Origin of the sequence: Actinoplanes sp. URMC 104 (assembly GCF_051386375.1) — a bacterium.
Classification (GTDB): Bacteria; Actinomycetota; Actinomycetes; order Mycobacteriales; family Micromonosporaceae; genus Actinoplanes.
Genome location: NZ_JBPQTO010000011.1, coordinates 2,474,510 through 2,492,179 on the forward strand (window position 1 = coordinate 2,474,510; position 17,670 = coordinate 2,492,179).

At 73.6% G+C, this 17,670-nt stretch carries 16 protein-coding genes; 8 read left to right on the plus strand and 8 right to left on the minus strand.

Annotated elements, in window-relative coordinates:
• The first annotated feature begins 59 nt into the window (after nucleotides 1–59).
• Entirely contained in the window at nucleotides 60–770 is a 711-nt protein-coding gene (locus ACSNN8_RS37230) for a DUF427 domain-containing protein (RefSeq protein WP_436654866.1), read from the plus strand.
• Here the strand turns inward: ACSNN8_RS37230 and ACSNN8_RS37235 are convergent.
• On the minus strand, nucleotides 763–1,059 hold the full coding sequence (locus ACSNN8_RS37235) for a GNAT family N-acetyltransferase (protein ID WP_436654867.1): 297 nt from the start codon (nucleotides 1,057–1,059) through the stop codon (nucleotides 763–765). The two genes, ACSNN8_RS37230 and ACSNN8_RS37235, sit on opposite strands and share 8 nt — an antisense overlap.
• Before the next feature lie 4 nt (nucleotides 1,060–1,063).
• Complete coding sequence (locus ACSNN8_RS37240; RefSeq protein WP_436654868.1) at nucleotides 1,064–1,540, minus strand: nitroreductase/quinone reductase family protein; 477 nt, start codon at nucleotides 1,538–1,540, stop codon at nucleotides 1,064–1,066.
• Between the two features lie 74 nt (nucleotides 1,541–1,614).
• Here ACSNN8_RS37240 and ACSNN8_RS37245 point away from each other — a divergent pair, with 74 nt between their 5' ends.
• The 3 genes from ACSNN8_RS37245 to ACSNN8_RS37255 are packed head-to-tail and all read left to right on the plus strand — an operon-like array spanning nucleotide 1,615 to nucleotide 5,566.
• On the plus strand, nucleotides 1,615–1,977 hold the full coding sequence (locus tag ACSNN8_RS37245; RefSeq protein WP_436654869.1) for a hypothetical protein: 363 nt from the start codon (nucleotides 1,615–1,617) through the stop codon (nucleotides 1,975–1,977).
• Nucleotides 1,978–2,019: 42 nt separating this feature from the next.
• Entirely contained in the window at nucleotides 2,020–2,490 is a 471-nt protein-coding gene (locus tag ACSNN8_RS37250; RefSeq protein ID WP_436654870.1) for an MSMEG_6728 family protein, read from the plus strand.
• 55 nt (nucleotides 2,491–2,545) lie between these two features.
• On the plus strand, nucleotides 2,546–5,566 hold the full coding sequence (locus tag ACSNN8_RS37255) for a BTAD domain-containing putative transcriptional regulator (RefSeq protein WP_436654871.1): 3,021 nt from the start codon (nucleotides 2,546–2,548) through the stop codon (nucleotides 5,564–5,566).
• Here the strand turns inward: ACSNN8_RS37255 and ACSNN8_RS37260 are convergent.
• The 3 genes from ACSNN8_RS37260 to mptB are packed head-to-tail and all read right to left on the minus strand — an operon-like array spanning nucleotide 5,563 to nucleotide 10,468.
• Nucleotides 5,563–7,662: an esterase-like activity of phytase family protein gene (locus ACSNN8_RS37260; RefSeq protein ID WP_436654872.1), complete on the minus strand. Its 2,100-nt coding sequence runs from the start codon at nucleotides 7,660–7,662 to the stop codon at nucleotides 5,563–5,565. The genes ACSNN8_RS37255 and ACSNN8_RS37260 overlap by 4 nt on opposite strands.
• A 9-nt stretch (nucleotides 7,663–7,671) precedes the next feature.
• Nucleotides 7,672–8,820, minus strand: a complete 1,149-nt coding sequence (locus tag ACSNN8_RS37265) for a glycosyltransferase 87 family protein (RefSeq protein ID WP_436654873.1) — start codon at nucleotides 8,818–8,820, stop codon at nucleotides 7,672–7,674.
• Nucleotides 8,747–10,468 (minus strand): polyprenol phosphomannose-dependent alpha 1,6 mannosyltransferase MptB, encoded by a 1,722-nt coding sequence (mptB, locus tag ACSNN8_RS37270; RefSeq protein ID WP_436655579.1) that lies wholly within the window; start codon nucleotides 10,466–10,468, stop codon nucleotides 8,747–8,749. Before mptB ends, ACSNN8_RS37265 begins: the two co-directional genes overlap by 74 nt.
• 56 nt (nucleotides 10,469–10,524) lie before the next feature.
• Between mptB and ACSNN8_RS37275 the strand changes: the two genes are divergently transcribed.
• A complete protein-coding gene (locus tag ACSNN8_RS37275; RefSeq protein ID WP_436655581.1) occupies nucleotides 10,525–11,979 on the plus strand; it encodes a hypothetical protein in 1,455 nt (484 codons plus the stop codon).
• Nucleotides 11,980–12,088: 109 nt separating this feature from the next.
• Here the strand turns inward: ACSNN8_RS37275 and ACSNN8_RS37280 are convergent, their stop codons facing one another.
• Entirely contained in the window at nucleotides 12,089–12,457 is a 369-nt protein-coding gene (locus ACSNN8_RS37280; protein WP_436654874.1) for a hypothetical protein, read from the minus strand.
• Between the two features lie 515 nt (nucleotides 12,458–12,972).
• Between ACSNN8_RS37280 and ACSNN8_RS37285 the strand changes: the two genes are divergently transcribed.
• Genes ACSNN8_RS37285 through ACSNN8_RS37295 form a run of 3 tightly spaced genes read left to right on the plus strand, consistent with a single transcriptional unit; the run spans nucleotide 12,973 to nucleotide 14,397 of the window.
• On the plus strand, nucleotides 12,973–13,221 hold the full coding sequence (locus tag ACSNN8_RS37285) for a hypothetical protein (protein WP_436654875.1): 249 nt from the start codon (nucleotides 12,973–12,975) through the stop codon (nucleotides 13,219–13,221).
• A 34-nt stretch (nucleotides 13,222–13,255) separates the two neighbouring features.
• The gene (locus tag ACSNN8_RS37290; RefSeq protein ID WP_436654876.1) at nucleotides 13,256–14,137 is read left to right on the plus strand and encodes a helix-turn-helix domain-containing protein; all 882 of its coding nucleotides are present in this window, start codon (nucleotides 13,256–13,258) and stop codon (nucleotides 14,135–14,137) included.
• Between the two features lie 41 nt (nucleotides 14,138–14,178).
• Nucleotides 14,179–14,397, plus strand: a complete 219-nt coding sequence (locus ACSNN8_RS37295) for a hypothetical protein (RefSeq protein WP_436654877.1) — start codon at nucleotides 14,179–14,181, stop codon at nucleotides 14,395–14,397.
• 10 nt (nucleotides 14,398–14,407) lie between these two features.
• Here the strand turns inward: ACSNN8_RS37295 and ACSNN8_RS37300 are convergent, their stop codons facing one another.
• Nucleotides 14,408–14,608, minus strand: coding sequence for a hypothetical protein (locus tag ACSNN8_RS37300; RefSeq protein WP_436654878.1), 201 nt, complete (start codon nucleotides 14,606–14,608; stop codon nucleotides 14,408–14,410).
• Nucleotides 14,609–14,658: 50 nt separating this feature from the next.
• The gene (locus ACSNN8_RS37305) at nucleotides 14,659–17,670 is read right to left on the minus strand and encodes a bifunctional [glutamine synthetase] adenylyltransferase/[glutamine synthetase]-adenylyl-L-tyrosine phosphorylase (protein ID WP_436654879.1); all 3,012 of its coding nucleotides are present in this window, start codon (nucleotides 17,668–17,670) and stop codon (nucleotides 14,659–14,661) included.

Sequence of the window (17,670 nt, forward strand, 5' to 3'; positions counted from 1 at the left end):
TCTATCGGATGGCTGTCCGGAGGCGTGCGTCCGGCGGACGCGGGGTGTACGCCGGAGGGATGTTTGTCTTCAAGTCTCCCGAGACGACGATCGAGCCGACCCCGCGCCGGATCCGGGTGCGCCTGGGCTGGACCGTCGTCGCCGACAGCAACCGTGCGCTGCTGCTCAACCAGATCGGCCCGGACGGGCTGCCGACGTACTTCATCCCGCTCGACGACGTCCGTCCGGGCGTGCTCGTCGACGAGTCCGCGGGCCGGTGGTCCGTGGTGGCCGACGGGCGCCGCGCCGAGGACGCCGCCTGGCGCAACGACCGCTTCACCGAGCTCGACGGGCACGTCACGTTCTCGTGGGAGCTTCTCGACTGGTACGAGGAGGACGAGCGGGTGTACCTGCACGCCCGCTCGCCCTACCACCGGGTGGACGCGCTGCACTCGTCCCGCCGGGTCCAGGTGTTCATCGAGGGCGAGGAGGTCGCCAACAGCACGCGGCCGGTTGTGCTCTACGAGACGTACCTGCCGCCGCGCTACTACCTGCCGTTCGCCGACGTGCGCAGCGACCTGCTGACCGCGAGCGAGACGGTGACCCAGTGCCCGTACAAGGGGGTGGCCCGGTACTTCTCGCATCCGAAGCTGGCCGACGCGGCCTGGAGCTATCCCGAGCCGATTCCCGAGATCACGAAGATCCGCGACCTGGTCTGCTTCTACAACGAGCGGGTCGACCTGGTGATCGACGGCGAGCCGCAGGAGCGCCCGATCACCCCGTTCACCTGACCCGCCGGGTCTGCCGCGCCACGATCTTGTCGTACTCGTGGTGCTCGTCGAGCCAGTCGCCGAGGAACGGGCAGATCGGCACGACCAGGCGGCCCCTGTCCCGGGCGTCGTCCATCGCCGCCCGGGCCAGCGCCGAGCCGACGCCGTGGCCCTCGAACGCGGGCTCGACGCGGGTGTGCGTGTACGCGATGACGTTGCCGGTGACCTGGTAGGTGAGCACCCCGGCCAGCACCCCGTCGTCGTCGCGCGCCTCGAAGCGCTCCTTGTCGGCCACGTCGGAAACCTTCACCCGTTCATCCAACCACGCGCGGCGGCGCCACCGGCCGCAGCGCGGGGTCGTCGAACACCACCTCGACGAGCGGGCTGCCGGCCATCCACTCCGCGACGGAGGTCCGCCTGCCGATGCGGGCGGGATCGTGCGGCTGGTTGAACTCGGTTACGAAGTGCGTGAACGCGCGGCTGCGCTCCTGCTCGCCGGTGACGATCCGGGCGGTGGCCGGCAGGTCGGCGTGGATGCCGTGCTTGAGGTGGAAGGTCAGCCGCGGGGCGGCCGCCAGGTTGGCCAGCCAGCCTCGGCGTCCCGGGAGGCCGCTGAGGTAGATGCGGTCCTCGAAGCGGTAGAACCAGGTCTCGATCCGGCGCGGAAGGCCGGTGCGTGCTCCGGTCGTCGTGATGTCCACGGTCCGTTGCCGGGCGCTCGAGGCCGGGCCGATGGCCAGGGCCCGGCGGATGCGCTCCCGGTCGTCCGGGCCCTCGTGGGGCGTCGTCATGTCAGCTTCTCCGATACGAACTGGTTCGTATCGAACCTACGGCGAAAGGGCTGCTCGACGCCGTTCTCGCCGACGTGGTCGAGGGGGTGGTCGACCGGGTCCCGTTGGACGCGGCGGACCTGCCCGGCTACGCCGTCCGTCTTTACGACGCCTACCTGCAACGACCCGAGATCGTGCGGCTGTCCATGTGGGCTCGTCTGGAGAACTCGCCGAGGGGCGCGCTGTTCCCGGCCGACCCCACGAAGATCGAGGCGGTCGAACGGGCGCAGAAGGACGGCGCCGTCCGGGCGGACCTGCCCGCCGCCGACGTGCACGCGGTCGTGATCGCGCCGGCGCTGACGTGGTCGCCGACGAGCCTGATCCACGCCGCCGCCGGCGAGCCTGGCCGCCGCCGTCCGCGGGGCCGTCGGGGTCGCCTGAGGCCACCGTTCCGGTGAGCGGAGAAGCGGCCGCCACCGTGGGCCAGTAGCGTCGGAGCCGTGCAGACGTTTCTCCCGTACGCGGACTTCCTCGCCTCGGCCAAGGTGCTCGACCAGAAAAGGCTCGGCAAGCAGCGGGTCGAGACGATCCAGGTGCTGCGCGGGCTCACCACGCCGGGGTACGGGTGGCGGCACCACCCGGCCGTGAAGATGTGGCGCGGGTACGAGGAGGCGCTGGTCCGCTACGGACTGGACATGGTGGACGTGTGGACGGCGACCGGACGGGCCGACACCACCGCGGCGACGCTGATCGCCGACCTGGGGGCGGGCACGGAGATCCGTACGCAGGAGGAACTCGGGAAGGCCGGCGAGCTGCCGCCCTGGCTGGGCCACCCGGAGGTGCACCGCAGCCACCAGTCGGCGCTGGTGCGCAAGGACCCGGAGCTCTACCGCCCGCTGTTCGGGCCGGACGTGCCGGACGACCTGCCGTACTTCTGGCCGGTCTCGGACCGCCCGGGCCGCGATCTCTGAGCGGCGGCGAGGAGCCGGGGCCCGGCCCCCGGCGCGAGGGGGCAGAATCGTACGGGTGGAGATCGCGGTGCTCGGGCCGTTGGAGCTGCGCGGCCGCACCGGCGAGAGGGTCCCGGTCGCGGGCGCCCGCCTGCGCACGCTGCTGATCCTGCTCGCGCTCGAGCCGGGCCGGGTCGTCTCCACCGACCGGCTGATCGACGGCGTGTGGGGCGACGATCCGCCCGCGGCCGCCGGCAACGCGTTGCAGGCGCTGGTCTCCCGGCTGCGCCGCGCCGCACCCGAGTTGGTGGTCGAGGCGGCGCCGCACGGCTACCGCCTGATGATCGGCCCGGAGAGCGTGGACGCCTCCGTCTTCACCCGGCTGGCCACCAGCGATCCCGCCGCGGCGCTCGAGCTGTGGCGCGGCGACCTGGAGTTCCCCGAGGTCGCGCGCGCCGAGGCCGTACGGCTGGAGCAGCTGCGCCTGCTGGCGCTCAAGCAGCGCCTCGCCGACGACCTCGGGACCCGCAACGTCGTGCCCGAGCTGGAGAGCATGCTCGCCGCCGACCCGCTCGACGAGTCGCTGGCGGGGCTGCTGATGCGGGCCCTGCAGCTCAACGGCAACCCGGGCCGGGCCCTCGAGGTGTACGAGGCCACCCGCGCCCGGCTGGCCGACGAGCTCGGCGCCGACCCGTCGTCCGCGCTGCAAGCGGTGCACCTCGACCTGCTGCGCGGCTCGGAGCGCAGCCGCGGCAACCTGCCCGCCGCGGTGAGCAGCTTCGTCGGGCGCGAGTCCGACGTCCGGGCCGTGCGCGACCTGCTCGCCCGGCACCGCCTGGTGAGCCTGGCCGGCCCCGGCGGCAGCGGCAAGACCCGCCTGTCGGTCGAGGTGGGCGCGAGCCTCGACGCCGAGGTGTGGCGGGTCGAGCTGGCCCCGGTGACCGACCCGGCCGACGTGCCGCAGGCGATCCTGAGCGCGCTCAACCTGCGCGGCCAGGCCCTGATCGACCGGCCGGGACGCGGCGAGCGGGCCGGTCTGCGCGAGGCGTTCGCGGGCCGCACGATGGTGCTGATCCTCGACAACTGCGAGCACCTGATCGCCGCCGCCGCGGAGGTCGCCGACGAGATCCTGCGCGCCGCGCCGGGGTTGCGGCTGCTGACCACCACCCGCGAGCCGCTGGGCATCCCGGGCGAACAGGTCCATCCGGTCGAGCCGCTGGCGCTGCCGCCGGTGGGTGCGGACGCCTCGGCCGCTGCCGGGTTCCCGGCCGTACGGCTGCTGCTCGACCGCGCCGCGGGCTTCGCGCTCACCGAGGACAACGTCGAGGCGGTCGTCCGGATCTGCCGCGCGCTGGACGGCATGCCGCTCGCGATCGAGCTGGCCGCGGCCCGCCTGCGCGCCCTGCCCGTCGCCGTGCTGGCCGACCGCCTGGCCGACCGGTTCCGGCTGCTGACCGGCGGCAACCGCACCGCGCTCCCCCGCCACCAGACGCTGCGCGCGGTCGTCGACTGGAGCTGGGACCTGCTCGGCGAGCCCGAGCGGCGGCTGTGGCGGCGGTTCGCGCTGTTCAAGGGCGGCGCGGACCTGCCCATGGCGGAGGCGGTGTGCGGCACCGACCTGGACACGCTCGCCGCGCTGACCGACAAGTCGCTGCTCGTGCTCGGCCGCGACGGGCGCTACCGCATGCTGGAGACGATCCGGGAGTACGGGCTGGAGCGGCTCGCGGAGGCGGGCGAGAGCGAGTCGCAGCGGCTCGCGCTGGCCCGCCGGCTGATCGACCTCGCGGCCGCGGCCGATCCGCAGCTGCGCGGCTCCGGCCAGCTGGAGTGGCTGGCCCGGCTGGGCGCCGAGCACGACAACCTGCACGGCTCGGTGCGCGCGGCGATCGAGGCGGGCGACCGGGCGACCGCCGCCGCGCTGGTGGCCCGGCTGGGCTGGTACTGGTGGCTCGGCGGCCACCGGTCGGAGGGCGCCGGGCTGGCCGCGGAGGTGTCGTCGATGCCGGGCGGCGCGGACCCGGAGGACGTCGTGCTGGTCCACGCGTACGCGGCGATCAACGGACTGGAGGGCGGGCTGTCGATCGGCCGGGTGCAGGGCGAGTTCCGGCTGGCCGCCGAGCAGGGCACAGGGCTGGTGTCGAAGCACCCGGCGCTGCGGCTGATCCCCCCGCTGGCGGCGATGTTCAACGACGAGGTCGGCCCCGACAGCGGGTTCGCGCTGGCGGAGCCGCTGTTCGACGACCCGGACCCGTGGCTGCGGGCGGTGGCGAAGCTGTTCGTGGCGCAGATGCGGCTGAACTTCGGGCAGAGCGCCGAGGTGGCCGAGGCCGACATGCGCGAGTCGCTGGCCGGCTTCCGCGCGATCGGCGAGCGGTGGGGCATGGGGTTCGCGCTCAGCTCGCTGGGCGACCTGGCCGCGGCGCGGGGCGACTTCGCGACGGCGGTGGGCTGGCAGCGCGACGCGCTCGCGCTGGCCCGGGAGGTCGGCATGCGCGAGGACCTGCCGCAGATGCAGATGAAGCTCGCGCACCAGCTGTGGCTCGCGGGCGAGCAGGCGGAGGCGCGGACGGTGCTCGAGCAGGCGCGGGCGGGGGCCGAGGAGGTCGCGCTGCCCGAGGTGCTGGTCGGGGTGGCGTACGGGACCGCGACGTTCGCCCGGATGACCGGCGACCTGGATCTGGCCCGGCGCAGCATCGACGACGCGATGGACCGGATGCGCCACCCGGCGATGGTCCCGCAGTTCCGGGCGATGGCCCTGCACACCCGGGCGCTGATCAGCGCCGCCGCGGGCAACCTCGACACGGCCCGCGAGGAGCACACCGCCGCGCTGCGCATCGCGGTGGAGTCGCGGGACTCGCCGGTCATCGCGCTGACGCTGGTCGGCCTCGCCGACCTGGCGCTGGTCGAGGGCGACGCCGAGCGATCGGCGTTCCTGCTCGGCGCGTCGGACGCGGTGCGCGGCTATCGGGACCTGTCGGTGCCGGACGTCGAGCGGATCACGGTCGAGGCCCGCGCCGCGCTGGGCGACGCGGGCTTCGACGAGGCGTACCGCCGGGCCGCCGGCACCACGATGGCGACGGCGGCCGGGCTCATCTAGAGCAGGCGACCGAGGCGCAGGAAGACGGTCTCGCCGGTGGCGTCGTCGAGGGCGTCGTTGTCGGTGACGGCGTACGTCTGCCCGTCCCCGCCCACGGCGAGACCCTCCACCTTGTCCTGCACCCAGCCGTTGTCCGCCCGGAGCAGCGGCAGCAGGTCCTTGACGAGCCGCTTGCGCACGGTCGGCGTGCCCGTCCACGTGGCGGGCACGTCGAAGGCGTACACCTTCTTGACCGAGGCCTGCGGGCCGCGCTGGTTGTCGCGCTCGATCACGGCGAACGTGGTGCCGCCGACCGCGACGAGCTCGGACAGCCCGGTCCAGCCCAGCGGCGCGGCGTCGAGCGGGTAGAGCAGCCACGACCACGCGCCGGTCCGCAGGTCGTACCGGCCGATCCGGACGACGTTCTGCGGGTCGGTCCTGAGCGGGCGCTGGATCGCGACCCAGACGGCGCCACCGCGCTCGGCCACGCCCTCGAAGCCGTTGCTGGTGACGGCCGCGGCGATGTCCGCGGGCAGCGTGATCTCCTGCTGTACGGCGCCGCGTGCGTCGAGGCGTACGAGAAGGTTCGGTGTCTCGCTCGCCAGCCAATAGCCGCCCCTGTCGCGGGCGACCACTGCTTCGGCGTCGTATCCGGCGGGCTTGCCGTCCTTGGTGACGGTCAGCTGCCCGGTGATCTTCGCCGGGCGGGCGGCGGTGTCGATGGTCAGGATCCGGGTCGGGGTGTACGCCGAGTCGGTCACCGCGACGAGCCGGGAACGCCTGCCGGGCACCGCGGAGAGCCCCGACAGCGTGCCGAACGGGATCAGGTCGCCGGAGACGATCGACGGGAACTGCCCGTGGCCGAGGCCGTAGATCTGCACCGAGCCGCGGATGTTCGCGTCCGGGATCTCCTCCTCACTGGACACCACCACCAGCCCGCGCGACGGCACCGCGACGACGCCCTCGGGGCCGTTGGTGGTCGGCAGCAGCTGCTCGAACCGCGGGTGCCGGGGGTTCGACACGTCGTAGACGGCGGTGAAGTTGCCGCGTTCGGCGTTGACGAAGACGTACGGCGTACGGCCGATCCGGGCGAACGCCACGTTCTCGGGCTCGATGCCCTTGGCGTCCGACCGCTTGTCCGGATAGAGGCCGTGCTCGACGGCGAGGTGCTCGAGCGAGTTGCCCGCGTCCCAGACGACCCGGCCGTCGCGCGAGAAGATCGTCCAGCCGCGCGAGCCGCCCTCGTAGTCGCCCTCGTTCGCCGCCGCGAACAGGTCGTCGGTGATCCACGCGACGCCGTCCGGCTCCCGCTTCGCGGTGATGGCGCCGTCGAGCGTGATGCTGTCGTCGTCCTTGGTGTCCACGCCGGACACCGTGACGCTGCCCGCGGAGAAGTGCCGCACCACCTTGCGGGTCCGCAGCGAGACGATCGCGACGTGGTTGTTCTCCTGCAGCGAGACGACGGCCTCGTCGCGGGAGTTGACGCTGACGTACTCCGGCTCGGGGTCGGCCGGGGCGACCGCGGCCAGCCCGGTGAGCTCGACCCTGGAGGCCTGCCACGTGCGGGTGTCGACCACCGAGAGGTAGCCGGCGGGCAGCTGCGGGATCGCGCCGTCGTCGACGTCCTCGTCGCGCTCGTTCTCGATCGCCACCGCGATGTAGCGGCCGCTGGGCGCCACCGCGACCGAGTCCGGCTGGCCACCCAGGTCGATCTCGCGCACGACCTCGCGGGTGCGGTCGTCGACCACCACGAGCTTGCCGGACGGGTCGGTGAAGCTCGGGCGCGTGTTGACGGCCGCGAGCAGCAGGTGGCCGAGGTGCGCCACCGAGGTGGGCTCGCCGTCGAGGGCCAGCGTGCCGCCCGGCCGGGGCCGGCCGGGGTCGGTGATGTCGACGAAGCCGAGCCGCTTGCCGGGGCTGTCGGTGTAGACGACCGTACGGCCGTCCTCGGTGACCGTGGAGATCTCGGCGGCGGCCGTGTCGTCGATCGACGAGTTCAGATAGGCCGGGAAGGTGGACAGCCGCTTCCAGGCGGGGTCGGCCGGGTGGGCCGACGCGGGCGCCGCGACCACGGTCGCGGCCAGGCCGATCAGGGCGAGTGCCGAGCGTTTGCGCATGCGCTCTGACTACGTGAGGACCTTGTCCGGCTCGTGGACGTCCGCTGAACGACGGGTGCCGATGGGTGTCCAGATCAGCAGGGCCAGGCTGAACCAGACATAGAGGTTGCCGCCGATCAGCTCCAGCGGGGGGCGCGGGCGCTTCTCCCACAGCCAGGTGAGCCGGGACGTCATGATCAGATAGGCGGCGCCGCCCAGGATCCGCTCCCGGCGCGTCCCCGCGTCGATGCAGCGGACGATCGCCGGCAGCAGCCACACGCAGTGGTGGATCCAGGTGACCGGGCTGATCAGGCAGCCCAGCACGCCGGTGAGCGCGAGCCCGCCCATGACGTCGTCCGGCGCCTTGGCGACCCGCCACGCCCAGCCGGCCAGCGTGAGCAGCACGCAGACCAGCCAGACCCTCGCCTCGGCCTGCTCGATCGGCAGGCGGGCGAGGAAGCCGCGCTCGGACTGGTTGGACAGAAAGGACAGCACACCCACGCGGTTGGTGTCCCACAGCGCCGAGGTCCAGAACTCGCGGGACTCGTCCGGGAAGATCGCGGCGGCCAGCAGCGTGACGCCGGCCGCGGTGCCGCTCGCCGTCGCGGCCGCCCGCCAGCGCCGGGTCACCAGCAGATAGACGATGAAGACGCCCGGCGTCAGCTTGATCGCGGTGGCCAGTCCGATGCCGACGCCCGCCCACTTGCGGCCCTTCGCCAGGCCGAACAGCATGTCGCCGGCGACCAGCGTCAGCAGCAGCGTGTTCACCTGGCCGAAGGTGATCGTCTCGCGCACCGGCTCGAACGAGATCGCCAGGCACACCGCGATCGCGTACGCGAACCAGACCGTCCACCCCCGGCGACGGATCAGCGGCCCGGCGAACCACCACGTGAGCAGCGCCGTCGTGAGCACGGTCGCGACGACCGCGAGCACCACGACGGCACCGAACGGCAGGACCGCCATCGGCAGCATGACCAGCCCCGCGAACGGCGGATAGGTGAAGCCGTACGGCGTTCCCGGGCGCAGCCAGTCGTAGACCATGCCGCCGTCGCCGTTGAACCAGTACTGGATCGCGCCGTAGTAGACCTTGGAGTCGAAGTAGCCGTTACGCGTCTCGGCGAGATAGACGACCAGGAACGTGACCGCCACGGCCGCCACGACTATTCCGATTTTTCGCATACTTCCACGCAAGGTAGAGGAGGAGGGCCGTCATGGCGACGGCTCCCTGAGTCTTCACGGCCAGCGCAAGGTTGTAGCCGTCGGGCAGGCAGAGCGCGCTCGCCACCGCGCACGGGACGACGAGCACCCGGAGGTGGTGGTGCAGGGTCGCCGCCAGCACCGCCAGCGGCCAGAGCGCGTACCAGGGATGGAACACCGGCGCCAGCAGCACCGTCGCCGCCAGCGCGTATCCGGCGTGGAGCAGCGGCTCCCGCCGGCGGGCGCGCCACCAGAGGTACGCCAGCAGGACCGCCAGCGCCACGATGCCGAGCACCCGGGTGACCGGCACCGCGTCCGGCCCGACCAGGCCGACGGTCATGCCGACCGCCGTCGGCGGGGACGTCCACTGCACCGAGACGCCGCTGCCGCTGAGCGCCGTGACCCAGCCGAAGCCCCGGCCGCCGATCAGGGAGGTTGCCGCCAGCGCGACCAGCACGCCCCCGGCCAGGGCCGCGCCGGGGCGCAGCAGTTCCCGCAGCGCCGTCGCGCTGCTCGGCTTGCCCGGCGCCGTCGGCTCGTGTCCCCGGCCGGGCGGCGGCTTCCCGGCCCGGTGGGCCACCGCCTCCCCCGCCCACCCAGGGACGGGCCCGACCTTAGGCCCCGGGTCCGACAGGATCGCCGAGTTGTCCACAGGCTGCGCCGATTCGTTGCCGCCGTCGCCCGCCGATTCGCTGCCGCCGTCGGCCGCGGCGCCGCTGCGACGACCGGCCACCGGGTCGCTGCGGCGGTCGACCAGCAGCAGCAGCGCGAACGGCACGACGACCACAGCCGTGGCCTTCACCGCGACGGCCAGCCCCAGCAGCACCCCCGCCGCCCAGCCGCGCCGCCGCACGGCGACAGCCAGACCGGCGACCAGCAGCCCGACCATCAGCGCGTCGTTGTGGGCCCCGGACACCAGGTGCACGGGCACCAGCGGGCAGGCCAGGATCAGCCACACCGCACGCCCCAGCGGGACGCCCCCGCGGCGGGCGAGCACGGGCAGCGCGACGGCGATCAGCGCGATCCCGAGCAGCGCGATCACCCGCAGCCCGGCGAGCGTGCCGGCCAGGGAACCGCTCGCCGCGGCCACGCCCGCGAGCACCAGGAACAGCGGCCCGTACGGCGCGGGCGCGTCACGCCAGGTGGGTGCGACCGCGTCGGCCCACGGGCAGCCGAGCACCGAGACTCCACCGGCGTACGGGTCGAGCCCCGCACCCTGCTGCCAGCCCTGACAGGCGTACGAGTACGCGTCGTAGCTGCCCAGCGGCAGGAACGCCAGCAACGGCAGCATCCACAGCGCCGCCGTGACGTACGCCCACCGTGCCCGCAGCGGCCGCACGCGCAGCCCGGCCAGCCACGCCGTGATCAGCAGGGCGGTGCCCACGAGCCAGGCCAGCGGCAGCAGCACGCCGTCGTCGCCCGTGAAGATCGTGCCCGGCGTGATCGTCGGCTGCCACGGGTTCGTCGCGCCGCCCAGCCGGGCGGCCACCGCGAGCGACAGGCTGCCGGCCAGGCCCGCGTAGCGGACGACGGCGGGGCGGGGCATGGCGACCACCGTACCGTGACGCGCTGCAACCCCCGGGCGTACCGGTAGGGTCTTGTCGCGTGTGGGCTCGGCACCGGCTGGAATGGGTCACCGCCGTGCTCGCGGTGGCTCTGGGCGTCGCCTACCTGCTGCTTCCGCCGATGGGCTCGGACCTGGCCGCGCAGCAGGCCCGGGCCGGGTTCTTCGCGGCGCACGGCTACACCCTGATGGACCTGCGCTGGTACGCCGGGGTCAACCAGCTCGGCTACAGCCTGGTCTCACAGCCTGTGATGGCGTTGCTGGGCGTACGGGTGACCGGCGCGCTCGCCCTGACGGCCGCCGCGGTCCTGTTCGCCGTGCTGCTGCGCCGCACCCACGCCGTGCGCCCGATGCTGGGCGCCGTGGCCGGCACGCTGTGCCTGGCCGGCAACCTGGTGAGCGGCCGGGTCACGTACGGCCTGGGGGTCTGCCTCGCCCTCGCGGCGCTGGTCGCCCTGACCACCGTGCGCGCCTGGCTCGCCGCGGTGCTCGCGCTCGTCGCGGCTGCGACCAGCCCCGTGGTCGCGCTGTTCCTGGGCCTGGTCGGCGTCGCGCTGCTGCTGTCGGGTCGCGTACGCCCCGGGCTGGTGATCGCCGTTCCCGCGGCCGTCCCGCTGGCCGTCACCGCGCTGCTGTTCGGCGACGGCGGCTGGATGAACATCAGCCGCACCGACACCGTGCGCGCCGTCGTCGCCGGGCTCCTGGTCGCCGCCCTGGTGCCGCGCCGCCCCGTACGGATCGGCGCCCTGCTCTCCTCCGCGGGCGTCCTCGCCGCGGCGCTCGTCCACACCCCCGTGGGCCTGAACGCGACCCGCCTCGCCGTCATGTTCACGCTGCCGGTGCTGGCCGCGTACGCCGCTCTCCCCCCACGCATCCGGATCCCCCAGGCGGCCGCCATGACGGTCGTGCTCGCGGCCGCCTGCTGGTGGCAACCGCCCGTCGTGGTCGGCGACCTCCGCGACATCGGCAACCCGACGGCCGACGCCGCGTACTTCCGCCCTCTGCTCGACCGCCTGGCGCGCGAGAACCTCACCGGCCGCGTCGAGATCCCCGCCACGCGCGACTACTGGGAAGCGGCCCACATGGCGGACGTGCCGCTCGCCCGCGGCTGGCTGCGGCAGGCCGACCTCGACCGCAACCCGCTGTTCTTCACCGAGATCCCCGGCGCCCGCGGCACCGGGGTGGCCCTGACCGCCGACAGCTACCGCGCCTGGCTCGACGAGCTCGCCGTGCAGTTCGTCGCCGTGCCCGACGCCGAGCTCACCTGGTCGGGCCGCCCCGAGGCCGCGCTCGTCACGGCCGGCCTGCCCTACCTGACCGAGGTGTGGAGCGCCCCGCACTGGCGGCTCTTCGCGGTCACCGGCGCCCGCCCGATCGTCGCCGCGCCCGCCACGCTCGTGCGCCAGGACGCCGCCTCGCTCGTCCTCGAAGCCCCCACGGCCGGCGCCTTCCCCGTGCGCCTGCGGTGGAGCCGTTGGCTGACCGCCGGCAACGGCGCCACCGTCGAGCGGCAGGGCGACTGGATCGCCGTACGGACCCCCGCCGCCGGCCGCTACACCGTCACCAGCCCCGGCTGATCACGCTGTCGATCTCCACCTACGCCACCCTGACCCCCGCCCACCCGGGGCACGGGGCCGACCATACGCCCGGGGACCGACAGAAACGGCGGGTTGTCCACAGGCTCGGTCAGTCGGCGGCCCGGGCGGGCGGGTTGACCGGCTCGGCGAATCCGTACGGCTCGTTGAGCGGCGCGTCGCCCGGCATGTCGGCGAAGTGGGCGTTGAGGTGCGCGTACGGGTTGTGGTGCGGATCGCGGGCGGCGCGGGCCTGGGCGATCTCCTGCCGCCGCAGGATCACGGCCAGCCGCAGGGCCGGCCACACGCGCAGCCGGCGGCGGGAGTCCATGGCGGCCAGCACGCGGGCCAGGGTGTCGCGCTCCCGCTCGGGCACGCAGGTCAGCACGATGATGAGGGGAAGCACCGCCGAGACGACCTCGGTCAGCACGATCAGGAGCACCAGCAGGGCGACGATCCCGGCCACCACGGAAACGGTCATCGACGTTCTCCTGTCCGAAGGAACGAACGCGGGTGGAGAGGGCGACCCACTCAGGGGGCGCTGACCGCGGCTGCGGCCACGAGCACGAGGGAGGCCCCGATGGCGACCGTCGCGGCGGCCGCGGGGAGCACGGCTCCGAGCGGCGGGACCGCCCGGCGCGGCGAGCGCATCACGCGCAGGGCAGCAGCAAGAGAGACGGCGGGGTGGGGAAGGAGAGGAGCATGATGGACCTCCGCGGGCCGCATATGCACTTGCGAGGGCCCGACGCCGTTGTCGGGAAGCCGGAGAAACACGCAGCGGAGCCAGATGTCCCCGTGCGGTTTTTCTGGGTGACCCTCTCCTATGAATATCCATGGCTATGCACCACAGCACAAGCCGGATACCCGTGCATGAATAGTTTTCCTGCGCCTGTTCACGTTGGGACAGGTGAGGTACCCGTACACTCCACCGTGTGGTTGCATGACACTATGCAGGATGTCCGCATAAGATCTTGACAACTGCTGTATGTTCTGCCTGTGACAAATCACCCTTTAACGGTCGTTCAGGGAACTGAACGAGACGGCACGGCCCCGCAGCTGACCTTCGTCACCAAGCTGTGCGGCGGGGGCGGCTGCCCCACCGTCTACCGCACCGACCGCAACACCTATGTGGTTCAGGGTTACACCGTGACCGCCGAAGCCACCGGGCTCGACATCCCGGCGGGCGAACAGCTGGTCGAGATCCCCGCCGACCTTCTCGCCGAGGCGGTGAAGGCCGGCAGCTGACCGATACGAGCACCGCAGGAGGGAGGCGGGTGACGTGACCGATTCACTCGCCTTTCCTGACGAGCCCGAGGAACCCGTCGGCGTGGCGCTGGCCCGCTGGCGCAAGCGCAAGCAGTTGTCCGGGCAGGCGCTGGGCGATCGGGTGGGTCTCAGCCAGGCCACCATCAGCCGGCTCGAGAACGGCCGCTCGCCCGCCGACCCGCACGTCGTCCGCCGGGTCGCCGAGGGGCTGGAGCTGCCGTCCGACGAGGTGGACCGCCTCGTCGCCCTCGCCGGCAACTCGGACAACCAGCTCACCGACTGGCAGACGACCGAGCCGAACCTCTCCAACCGGCAGCACCACGTCGGCCGGATCGAGTCGCCCGCCCGCGAGGTGCGCATCTTCCAGCCCGCGGTGGTCGTCGGGCTGCTGCAGACCAGCGAATACGCGCGGGCGATCCTGACCGGCCTGCGCACCGGGCTGGAGGACGACCAGGGCGCCGACTCGGCGCTCGCCGTCTCTGAGGGCGTCGCCGCCCGGATGAAGCGCAGTCAGGTGCTCTACGAGCCGAACCGGACCTTCTCGTTCGTCATGAGCGAGGCCGTGCTGGGCAACCAGGTGTGCCGACCGGCCGACATGCTGGCCCAGATCGCCCGGCTCCGCGAGGTGGCCGCCCTGCCCAACGTGAGCCTCCGGATCATTCCGGCGGAGGCGGAACTGCCGCTGGCGCCCTTCCACGGCTTCGAGCTCGTGGACGACCGCTACATCTTCGTCGACCTGTTCTCGCCCAGCCTGTCGTCGTCCAGCCGGCACTTCATCCGGCAGTACCGGCGGGTCTTCGACGCGCTCGAGTCGGTGGCGACGGACCGGATCGAGCCGCTGCTGGACATGTACCAGCGACGATACGTACGGATGCTGCCCGGCGCCGTCGCCTGACTTGTTGTAGCGGTACGGTGCCCGTCCGTACCGTGAAAGGTATGACGACTAACGAGACCGCCGTCACCGGGATCCTCGCCGCCGCGTGCGCCGGCGGCAGCTGCCCGACCGTCTACAGCACCGATCGGGAGACGGTCGTCGTGCAGGGCTATGTGGTGACCGGCGACAGCGCCGGCGTGCAGGTGCCCGACGGCGAGCACCTCGTCGAGATTCCGACCGAGGTTCTGCTCGCCGCCGCCGACAAGATCCGCCAGGCCTGAGACAGCGTCGTCACCAGGCGAAACGGCGCCGCTTCTTCTGCTTCTGGCCGCGCAGGCCGGAGAGGAAGTCGGCGCCCTGCCGAAGCACCCGGGTGCCGCGGCTGGGGCCGCGCTTGGCCTCGATCCGCTCGCTGAGCTTGCGGGCCCCCGCTGCCGCGAGCGGAACGGCTACGGCCATGATCGCGTAGCGCCTCAACAGGTTGAACAACATCTCGAGCCTCCCTAAGGGTATGAGCGAGACATACCCACCCCAGCGGCTCTTTATGACTCCAGCACCCGCTCCATCGCGGCCCGGGAGCGGCGGGTCAGCCGCAGGTAGCGGTCGACGAACTCGCCCGGGTCGCCGCCGCCCAGCAGCTGCACGGCGCCGGCGAGCTCGACCCCGTGGCGCGGCAGCTGGTCGGTCGGGCGGCCGCGTACGAGCGTCAGCGCGTTGCGCACCTGAGCCGCGAGCGTCCACCCGGCCGTCATCGCCGCGGCGTCCACCTTGTCGATCAGCTTGGCGTCGACCGCGGCGTCCAGGGCCTCGAGCGTCCGCGTCTTGCGCAGGCCCTCGACGGCGTACGCATGCCGCAGCTGCACCAGCTGGATCGCCCACTCGACGTCCGACAGGCCGCCCCGGCCCAGCTTGGTGTGGGTGTGCGGGTCGGCGTTGCGCGGCAGCCGTTCGACCTCGACCCGGGCCTTGATGCGCCGGATCTCGACGACCTGCTCGCGGGTGAGGCCGCCCTCGGGGTAGCGGATCCTGCCGATGAGCTCCTCGAACCGGCCGCCCAGCTCGGCGTCGCCGCACACGAAGCGGGCCCGCAGCAGCGCCTGCGCCTCCCAGACCCGCGACCAGCGGGCGTAGTACTGCTGGTAGGCGGCCAGGCTGCGGACCAGCGGACCCTGGCGGCCCTCGGGGCGCAGGTCGGCGTCGATGCCCAGGGCCGGGTCGGGCGCCGGTGCGCCCAGCGCGCGCCGCAGCTCCTCGGCGATCGCCAGGGCGGCCGACGCGGACGACTTCTCGGGGTCGTCGGGGGCCGGCTCGTAGACGAACAGCACGTCGGCGTCGGACGGGTAGCTCATCTCGTACCCGCCGAGCCGGCCCATGCCGATGATCGCGAAGCGCAGGCCGTCGGGGCCGGGACGGGCGCGGCGCGCGACGGCCAGCGCGGCGTTGAGCGTGGCGTCGGTGACGTCGGACAGCGCGATGCCGATCGCGTCGACGTCCAGCGGCTGCGCGGGGGCCAGCTCGCCGGCCCGGCTGAGGATGTCGGCGCAGGCCAGGCGGAACAGCTCGCGACGGCGCCGGGCGCGGACCGCGGCGATCGCCTGGGCGGGGTCGTCGGCGTACCGGTCGGCGGCGGCCGCGAACCCGTCGATCAGCGACTCGCGCGAGCGTGGCAGCAGCTCGGCGTCGTCGGCGAGCAGGCGCAGCGCCTCGGGGTCGCGGGTGAGCAGGTCGGTCGCGTACCGGCTGAGGCTGATCACGCGGGCCAGCCGGCGGGCGACCGGGCCGCCGTCGCGCAGCAGGCGCAGGTACCACGGCGTGCTGCCCAGCTTGTCCGAGACGTGGCGGTAGTTGAGCAGGCCGCGGTCGGGCTCGGGCGCGTCGGCGAACTCCTGCAGCAGCATCGGCAGCAGCGTGCGCTGGATCGCCGAGGTGCGGGTGACGCCGCCGGTGAGGGCCTGCAGGTGGCGCAGCGCCCCGGCCGGGTCGGCGAAGCCGAGCACCTCGAGGCGCCGGCCGGCCGACTCGGTGGTCATCCGCAGCGCCTCGGCGGGCACCCGGGCGACCGCCTCGAGCAGCGGCTGGTAGAGCAGCTTGACGTGCAGGCGGCGGACCTGGGCGGCGTGGCCCACCCAGTCGGAACGGAACGCCCCGACGGCGTCGCGGCCGGGGGTGGCGGTGTAGCCGAGCGCGGCGGCGAGCCAGCGCTGCGCGGCGGGGTCGTCGGGGACCGTGTGCGTACGCTTCAGCTGCTGCAACTGCAGGCGGTGCTCCACGCTGCGCAGGAAGCGGTAGCCGCGCAGCAGGGTCTCGCCGTCCTGACGGCCCACGTAGCCGCCGGCGACCAGCGCGCGCAGCGCCGGGATGGTGCCCGGCTCGCGCAGCGTCTCGTCGATGCGGCCGTGCACCAGCTGCAGCAGCTGAACGGCGAACTCGATGTCGCGCAGCCCGCCCGGGCCGCGCTTGATCTCGCGGTCGACCAGGTCGGGCGGCACGTTCTCGATGATCTTGCGGCGCATGTCGCGGACGTCGGCGACCGCCTCGGGCCGCTCGGCCGCGTGCCACACCAGCGGCGCCAGGTCGTCGATCCAGCGCCGCCCCAGCGCGAGGTCGCCGGCGGCCGGGCGGGCCTTGAGCAGCGCCTGGAACTCCCACGTGCGGGCCCAGCGGCGGTAGTACGCCTGGTGGCTGGCGAGCGTGCGGACCAGCGGCCCGCGGCTGCCCTCGGGGCGCAGCGCCGCGTCGACCTGCCACGCCACCATGCCGCAGATCTCGATGATCCGGGCCGCGACGATCGTGCCCGCGGTCAGGTCCTCGTCGGTGTCGGCGACGAAGATGACGTCCACGTCGGAGACGTAGTTGAGCTCGTTGCCGCCGCACTTGCCCATCGCGACGACGGCGAGGCCGGGCTCGGCGGTCCCCGGGGTGAGACCGGCGACGGCGATCGCGTACGCGGCCGCGAGCGTCTCGTCGGCCAGGCGGGACAGCGCGGCCATGGTCGGTTCGAGCCCGCGCCCGCCGGTCAGGTCGGCCGCGGCGATGCGCAGCAGCGCGATGCGGTACGCCCGGCGCAACGCGGGCACGCTCGGCTCGTCGCCCTCCACCTCGAGGTGGCCCTCGGCGCTGGGCGGCAGGCCCGTCTTGCCGGTGGCCAGCACCCGCCAGTCACCGGGGTTGGCGACCAGGTGGTCGCCGAGCGCCGAGGAGGCCCCCAGCACGGCGACCAGCCGGCGGCGCAGCCCGGCGTCGCGCGCCAGCGCGCCGAGCAGCTCGTCGGTCGCCTCGTTGGTGTCGATCTCGCCGCTCGGGCCGGTGGCGCGGGCGCCGTTGCCGCGGGCGGCGGCCCGGCCGGCGGCGTCGACCAGCCGGTGCAGCTGCCGCAGCGCCAGGTTGGGGTCGGCGGCGCGCGACAGCGAGGTCAGCAGCTCGGCGGCGTCGCCGTCGCGCGGCGCCTGCACCTCGACGTCCCACAGCCGCAGCCCGGTCGGGCCGAGCAGGTCGGACACGCGGGCGCCGTTGTCGGCGAAGCCGTAGCGGGCGAGCCGGCTGGGCCTGGTCAC

Bases quoted from the DNA above. Each gene is read 5' to 3' on its own strand.
- ACSNN8_RS37230 (WP_436654866.1), top strand. From the start codon at position 60: ATGTTTGTCTTCAAGTCTCCCGAGACGACGATCGAGCCGACCCCGCGC.
- ACSNN8_RS37240 (WP_436654868.1), bottom strand. From the start codon at position 1,540: ATGACGACGCCCCACGAGGGCCCGGACGACCGGGAGCGCATCCGCCGG.
- ACSNN8_RS37260 (WP_436654872.1), bottom strand. From the start codon at position 7,662: ATGCGCAAACGCTCGGCACTCGCCCTGATCGGCCTGGCCGCGACCGTG.
- ACSNN8_RS37265 (WP_436654873.1), bottom strand. From the start codon at position 8,820: ATGCGAAAAATCGGAATAGTCGTGGCGGCCGTGGCGGTCACGTTCCTG.
- ACSNN8_RS37275 (WP_436655581.1), top strand. From the start codon at position 10,525: ATGGGCTCGGACCTGGCCGCGCAGCAGGCCCGGGCCGGGTTCTTCGCG.
- ACSNN8_RS37280 (WP_436654874.1), bottom strand. From the start codon at position 12,457: ATGACCGTTTCCGTGGTGGCCGGGATCGTCGCCCTGCTGGTGCTCCTG.
- ACSNN8_RS37295 (WP_436654877.1), top strand. From the start codon at position 14,179: ATGACGACTAACGAGACCGCCGTCACCGGGATCCTCGCCGCCGCGTGC.
- ACSNN8_RS37300 (WP_436654878.1), bottom strand. From the start codon at position 14,608: ATGTTGTTCAACCTGTTGAGGCGCTACGCGATCATGGCCGTAGCCGTT.